This window comes from Shewanella sp. SR43-4 (genome assembly GCF_014163845.1).
Taxonomy (GTDB): Bacteria; Pseudomonadota; Gammaproteobacteria; order Enterobacterales; family Shewanellaceae; genus Shewanella; species Shewanella vesiculosa.
Genome location: NZ_JACJEB010000021.1, coordinates 62,974 through 70,099, shown reverse-complemented (window position 1 = coordinate 70,099; position 7,126 = coordinate 62,974). Strand labels below are relative to the sequence as shown.

Below are 7,126 nucleotides of genomic sequence, written 5' to 3'. Positions count from 1 at the left end.
TCAAACTCTTCAATTAAAGTTTTTTGAATCTTGCGATTCGGCTCAATGAATTCTGATTGCTTATCTCACCGAAGCGAAATAAGTCTTTGTACATATTACTATGAACATTCATCGTTGCATTGAGTGTAAATTTTTTGATTGCCAACATTCCAAAGAACAGAAGACAATTTCGAATAACTCAATACCTGTGAATGTCCACACAGATTACTTGATAAATTGTTAAAGAGCGTGATGTCGATTTTTCAGACATCGCCGTAAGACGCTAGGTCGTTGGCTTGGGCTGCGTATTCTACGCAATCCCTTTATGGCGTCAAGTGTTTTTTCAAACTTCTTTTTGCCTGTTATCAACACCACTAGGTGGTTGCTCATAACGCTAACCGGTTTTTGCTTTCGCTGTCTGCCGTGTCAGTGGATGCGCATTATAGGCAGCTTAAGATTTAGTGCAAGCGCTTTTGTGCAAAAAAATGATCTTTTTATGATCTTTTTTCCATTTGACGACTTAACTACATGATACCCACTATTTACCCCCAAAGTTATCCACAGAAGGCTAATTTGGCAGTGTATTTTATGAAACTAGAAACAAAAAAAGGTAGCGAATAATCGCTACCTTTTTTATCTAACATCAATAGTGAACCGAGAGTTAACTGAGTTTACCGTGACATTGTTTGTACTTTTGTCCTGAACCACATGGGCATGGATCGTTACGGCCTATTTTCTCGCCTTCACGGATCACTGTTCTAGGAGCCTCGACTTGCTGCTCTGCAGTATCACTTAATGCTTCTGCTGATGCGTGTTGATAAGCCAGTTTAATCTTTGCTTCTTCATCACGGCGACGTTGCTCCATTTCATCAACATCTGATTGTGCTTGGACTTGTACTTTAGACAATACACTTATCACGTCATTTTTTAGTGTTTCAAGCAGTTGTTGAAATAACTCAAACGATTCACGCTTATATTCTTGCTTTGGATTTTTTTGTGCATAGCCACGTAAATGAATACCTTGGCGCAAATGATCCATAGCCGCTAAATGTTCTTTCCAAAGGCCATCTAGCGTTTGTAGCATTACCGCTTTTTCAAATTGACGTAATACTTGTGCACCGACCATTTCTTCTTTAGCTTTATATAAATCACTCCATGAAGATAAGATCCGTTCGCGTAGCGTCTCTTCATGCAGATTGTCATCTTCATCTAACCATTTTTGAATCGTTAGCTTTAGACCAAACTCGTTACCAAGGCGTTGTTCAAGTCCTGATACATCCCACAGTTCTTCAAGTGATTGCGGTGGAATATATTGATCGACGATTCCGCTGATCACATCTTGTTCAATATTCTGAATTGTATCTTGGATACTCTCAGCATCCATTAACTCATTACGTTGTGCATAGACAACTTGGCGTTGATCATTAGCCACATCATCATATTCAAGTAGCTGCTTACGAATATCAAAGTTACGCGCTTCTACTTTACGCTGCGCATTTTCAATAGCACGTGATACCCATGGATGTTCGATGGCTTCACCTTCTTCCATGCCAAGCTTCTTCATCATGCCTGATACACGGTCAGATGCGAATATACGCATCAAGCTATCTTCCATCGACAAATAGAAACGTGAAGAACCCGCATCACCTTGACGACCAGCACGACCTCGTAACTGATTATCGATACGACGAGATTCGTGACGTTCTGTCCCTAGGATGTGTAAACCACCTGCAGCAACCACTTCATCATGACGAATCTTCCAATCGGCTTTAATCTTGGCTTTCTGTTCTGCGGTAGGATTATCTAGTGCTTCAATCTCCATGTTCCAGTTACCGCCTAATACGATATCTGTACCACGACCAGCCATGTTAGTTGCAATTGTTACTGCACCTAAACTACCCGCTTGAGCAACGATCTCAGCTTCTTTTTCATGGAATTTAGCATTGAGCACGCTATGAGGGATTTTGGCTTTTTTCAATAACGTATTAAGCAGTTCTGATTGCTCAATAGATACCGTACCCACCAATACTGGTTGACCACGTTCGCGGCAACTTTCGATATCTTTAATAATCGCGGCATATTTCTCTGGCGCAGTAAGATAGACCAAATCGGCCATATCATTACGGACCATTGGACGGTTTGTCGGAACAACAACCGTGTCTAAGCCATATATATGCTGAAATTCAAATGCTTCAGTGTCAGCTGTACCGGTCATACCGGCAAGTTTTTCATACTGTCTGAAATAGTTTTGGAAAGTGATAGAAGCCAGAGTTTGGTTTTCATTCTGGATTTTAGCGCCTTCTTTAGCTTCCACTGCTTGATGTAAGCCTTCAGACCAGCGACGTCCAGGCATAGTACGGCCTGTATGTTCGTCGACAATGATGACTTCATCATCTTGAACAATATAATCGACATCTTTTTCAAACAAGGTATGTGCGCGAAGTGCTGCATGAACATGATGCAATAGCGAAATATTCGTTGCAGAGTAAAGCGAGTCGCCTTCGGCTAACATACCTTTTTCAATTAAAAGCAGTTCAACTTTCTCTTGACCACGTTCAGTTAAATGGACCTGTTTGCCTTTTTCATCAATACTGTAGTCACCTTCGCCAACATAATCTTCGGTGTCTTCTTTATCTTGAGCAATAAGGCTTGGGATCAATAAATTAATTTTAGCGTAGAGTTCAGAGCTGTCTTCTGCGGCACCGGAAATAATCAGTGGTGTACGCGCTTCATCAATTAAAATTGAATCGACTTCATCAATAAGGGCATAGTGCAATGGTCGCTGAACACGCTCTTGTGGCGAAAATGCCATGTTGTCGCGAAGATAGTCGAAACCGAATTCATTATTGGTACCGTAGGTAATATCTGCGTTGTAAGCTTCTTTCTTTTCGAATGAACCTAAACCCGCGATGTTTATACCGACGCTTAATCCTAAAAACTCAAACAGTGGACGGTTATTCTCAGCATCACGGGTTGCCAAGTAATCGTTCACGGTAATAACGTGAACACCTTTGCCCGTTATGCCGTTAAGGTAAGCAGGCAAAGTTGCCGTAAGTGTTTTACCTTCACCGGTTCGCATTTCAGCAATGCGATTACTGTCGAGTACCATGCCGCCAAGTAACTGCACATCAAAATGGCGCATATCAAACACACGCTTTGATGCTTCACGAACAACAGCAAATGCTTCTGCCATGATGTCATCTAACGTTTCGCCATTTTCTAAACGTGCACGGAACTCTGCCGTTTTCGCTTTCAGTTCTTCATCAGAAAGCTTTTCGTAATCTGCTTCTAATGCATTAATTTGAACAACAATTTTTCCAAGACTTTTCAGGGTGCGGTCGTTGCGACTTCCGAATACTTTTGTCAGTAGTTTGCCTAACATCTTAATCACTTATCTGTTGTAGGTTTGGCTCATTTGAGCGCATTAACCGTTAATATTATTAACTTGCTTTGCGGTAAACGTATTTCTGTGGATCTATTTGTTGTTTACCACGCAGCACTTCGTAATGCACATGGGGGCCGGTTGAACGGCCTGTGCTTCCCATACTGGCAATTTTATCGCCTTTGGCAACCACGTCACCTACGTTTACTGACAGAGATTTATTATGTCCATAGCGAGTGCGAAGACCATTACCATGATCTATTTCGACTAACTCACCATATCCAAGCATTCTTCCTGACCATGTTACAACGCCTGCAGCAGTAGCTGTAACATCCGCCCCTTCTTTGCCGGCAAAATCAATGCCTTTATGCATTGTTCGTCGGCCGCTAAAAGGGTCATTTCGTAAACCATAGGGCGAAGATAACCAACCTTTATCGATTGGCCGCCCTGATATATAACGCTCTTCATCTATATGGAGATTAGATGCTACTGTTTCAAGTAGGGATAGCTGAACGTTATTATTATCAATTCTAGATGCCAGCTTATTCATTTCATCGATAAGCTGACTTAATTCGACACCATTGCCGATTTCGCTCAATCCGCCGATACCGACTTCTGTAGAGAAATCAAATTGGTCATCAAGGAGGTTATTTTGCGCTACTTGCTGCCCAAGGGCTTCAAGTCGGGTGATTTTGGCCTGCAGTTTTGCCACGTGAGTGACTAAAGATGCTAGCTGGGTTTCAGTTGCAGTTTTGAGTTCTACAACTTGTTGCTTTTGCTGTTGGCGTAGCTGCTTATTTTCATCAACTTTCGCTTGTTGGTTAGCAAAACGCTCAGTGCTGTATTGATATATTCCTGTGCCGGTGGCCATTAGAATAATAGGTAGGAGTAACCAACGCTTACTTGGTTGCCAGCGCGTTACACCATTTCGACCTTGGATAAAAACTGTTACACTCATAGCCTAATTCAGCCATCTTATTATCATATGAAAAAGCCCCCTCAAGATCTCAGCAATTTAGTCCATTTGTCTGGGAGACTGCCTGAACTGGCCGAGAAAGCAGAACTACTTAATAATCTGAATCGTTATGTAAAACAGACATTAAGTGGCCCTGTGGCTGAGCAGCTAAAAGTCGCTAATCTCCGCCAGGGTGTTCTTGTTATTGAAACGACATCCGCAGCATGGGCTGCTAGAATAAACTTTCAAAAGCAGAAGCTATTAAAACAGCTTCAAACTGACACACTTCCGATGCTTACTGCTATTGAGGTGAAAGTCAATCCTGGGCTTGCCTTAGCAAAACCACAATCTCAAACTAATCAAAATGTGATCAGCACCACTGCAGCACAGCATATTGAAGCATTAGCAGAACATGTCGATGGTTCTCTAGGTGAAAAACTAAAACGGCTGGCTGCATTAGCCAGCCGTAATAGGCAATCTTAACGGGTTAAACGTGCGCCAACGCACCTGGAACCATGAAGCTGACAGGCACATCAGCCTCTTTGTCAAAGCTGACTAACTCCCATGCTTCTTGCTGAGCAAGTAATGCACGCACAAGTTGGTTGTTTAACGCATGACCCGTTTTGTAAGCCGAAAATTCACCAACAATTGCATGACCAGCAACATATAAGTCACCAAATGCATCAAGAATTTTATGCTTAACGAATTCGTCTTCATAACGCAGACCATCAGGGTTTAATACACGATATTCGTCAAGTACAACGGCATTTTCCATGCTGCCACCTAATGCAAGATTATTTGCACGTAGGTATTCAATATCCCGCATAAAACCAAATGTTCTGGCACGACTAATGTCTTTTACAAACGCTGATGTCGAAAAATCCATCACCATGTGTTGTTGACTGCGGGCAATTTCAGGGTGAGCAAAGTCAATTTTAAAATCAACTCTAAAGCCTTTAAAAGGTTTTAACTCGGCCCATTTATCACCATCTTCAACACGAATAGGCTTAGTAATTTTTATATATTTTTTCGCTGCAGCTTGTTCTTTAATACCTGCGCTTTGCAGTAAGAACACAAAAGGGCTTGCACTGCCATCCATAATCGGGATTTCTGGTGCATCGACTTCGATAATAGCATTATCGATGCCTAAGCCAGCAAGTGCTGCGAACAAATGCTCAATAGTTGATATTCGAATACCAGCATCATTGACAAGGGCAGTACACATTGTGGTTTCACGAACCATATCTGCCTTGGCTGGAATAGACACAGCAGGGCTAAGATCGGTACGCTTGAGTACAATCCCTGAATTTACTGGTGCGGGCTTAATGCACAGAGTCACCTTGTTGCCAGAATGTAATCCGACACCAGTGCTCTTCACCATCTTTTGAACAGTTCTTTGAAAAATCATTCAGTAGCCCATAAATATCAATATTAAACAAATAGTTGCAATAATAGCCTCAGGCTATCATGCATAACTGGTACAACATGCTACCATAAATTTAGTTTTTCACAAAAAAAACGCCAAATACGTTGCAAATTGTAAACCTGTTTACAAAATAACCTTTATCAGCACATCACGCTCATTAGTCACGCTAAACATTGCGTTTTATCCGTCTATTAATCCGCTTGCTTACGTAAGAATGCTGGAATATCAAGATAATCAGCATCAGTACGTTGCGCTGGTTGAGGCTGTGGTACAGCATTACCTTTTGGCGCAGCATAGCTTTGTTGTGATACAACTTCATCAACGGGTTCAGGACGAGGTTCTATCGCAACAGGTTCTGGACGAGCAACAGGCTTAGACACTAGCTGAATGTCTGGCTTTTTCTCAGCGCCAATACCAGTAGCAACAACAGTTACACGTAATTCATCACTCATTTCAGGATCAATCACAGCACCAACAACAACAGTAGCGTTATCAGATGCATAAGCTTTAACATGGTTACCCACTGTTTCAAGCTCTTCAATAGTGATATCCATACCAGCAGTAATGTTAACTAGCACGCCACGAGCACCGGCTAAATCGATATCTTCTAGTAATGGACTGGCAACAGCAGCTTCTGCAGCTTCTTCTGCGCGATCATCACCACGAGCAACACCAGTACCCATCATGGCATTACCCATTTCAGACATCACTGTTTTCACATCGGCGAAATCGACGTTAATAAGACCTGGGCGAGTAATAAGCTCTGCAATACCTTGAACGGCACCCAGTAATACGTTGTTAGCTGCAGCAAAGGCATCAAGTAGTGATGTACCACGACCCAATACTTTTAATAACTTTTCATTTGGGATCGTAATTAACGAATCCACATGTTTAGCTAATTCAGCAATACCAAGTTCTGCATATGCCATACGCTTTTTCCCTTCAAAAGGAAAAGGCTTAGTCACAACAGCAACCGTTAGAATACCTTCTTCACGCGCAATTTCAGCCACGACTGGTGCAGCACCGGTACCGGTACCACCGCCCATGCCTGCAGCGATAAAGATCATGTCAGACCCTTTTATTGCTGCACGAATGTTCTCGCGATCTTCTTCAGCAGCTTGACGACCGACATCAGGATTTGCGCCAGCACCAAGGCCTTTAGTAACATCGCGCCCTAGCTGGATAGTTGAACCCGCACTTGATTTACGTAGTGCTTGTGCATCTGTATTTGTGACGATAAATTCAACACCTTCGATGCTGTGTTTTACCATATGTTCGACAGCATTTCCGCCGCCGCCACCGACGCCGATGACTTTAATCACCGCTTCGTCTGAATGTGTATCCATGATCTCAAACATTGTCTGATCTCCGTTTGTCTGCGTTA

5 protein-coding genes are annotated in these 7,126 nt (G+C 42.4%); 1 reads left to right on the top strand and 4 read right to left on the bottom strand.

Annotation, left to right across the window (positions count from 1 at the left end):
• Window positions 1-640: 640 nt before the first annotated feature.
• Together secA and H5123_RS18625 are read right to left on the bottom strand one after the other, a co-directional pair.
• Window positions 641-3,361, bottom strand: coding sequence for a preprotein translocase subunit SecA (secA, locus tag H5123_RS18630; RefSeq protein ID WP_182698920.1), 2,721 nt, complete (start codon window positions 3,359-3,361; stop codon window positions 641-643).
• 58 nt (window positions 3,362-3,419) lie between these two features.
• Window positions 3,420-4,319, bottom strand: coding sequence for a M23 family metallopeptidase (locus H5123_RS18625; RefSeq protein WP_124018384.1), 900 nt, complete (start codon window positions 4,317-4,319; stop codon window positions 3,420-3,422).
• A 27-nt stretch (window positions 4,320-4,346) separates the two neighbouring features.
• Here H5123_RS18625 and H5123_RS18620 point away from each other — a divergent pair, with 27 nt between their 5' ends.
• Window positions 4,347-4,799, top strand: coding sequence for a DUF721 domain-containing protein (locus tag H5123_RS18620; protein ID WP_124018383.1), 453 nt, complete (start codon window positions 4,347-4,349; stop codon window positions 4,797-4,799).
• A 4-nt stretch (window positions 4,800-4,803) separates the two neighbouring features.
• Here H5123_RS18620 and lpxC read toward each other — a convergent pair whose 3' ends face one another.
• Window positions 4,804-5,724 (bottom strand): UDP-3-O-acyl-N-acetylglucosamine deacetylase, encoded by a 921-nt coding sequence (gene lpxC, locus H5123_RS18615; protein ID WP_124018382.1) that lies wholly within the window; start codon window positions 5,722-5,724, stop codon window positions 4,804-4,806.
• Between the two features lie 209 nt (window positions 5,725-5,933).
• Window positions 5,934-7,100, bottom strand: coding sequence for a cell division protein FtsZ (gene ftsZ, locus H5123_RS18610; RefSeq protein WP_124018381.1), 1,167 nt, complete (start codon window positions 7,098-7,100; stop codon window positions 5,934-5,936).
• Window positions 7,101-7,126 lie beyond the last annotated feature (26 nt).

Excerpts from the sequence above, each read along its gene's own strand:
- secA (WP_182698920.1), bottom strand. The coding sequence starts at position 3,361 with ATGTTAGGCAAACTACTGACAAAAGTATTCGGAAGTCGCAACGACCGC.
- H5123_RS18625 (WP_124018384.1), bottom strand. The coding sequence starts at position 4,319 with ATGAGTGTAACAGTTTTTATCCAAGGTCGAAATGGTGTAACGCGCTGG.
- H5123_RS18620 (WP_124018383.1), top strand. The coding sequence starts at position 4,347 with ATGAAAAAGCCCCCTCAAGATCTCAGCAATTTAGTCCATTTGTCTGGG.
- lpxC (WP_124018382.1), bottom strand. The coding sequence starts at position 5,724 with ATGATTTTTCAAAGAACTGTTCAAAAGATGGTGAAGAGCACTGGTGTC.
- ftsZ (WP_124018381.1), bottom strand. The coding sequence starts at position 7,100 with ATGTTTGAGATCATGGATACACATTCAGACGAAGCGGTGATTAAAGTC.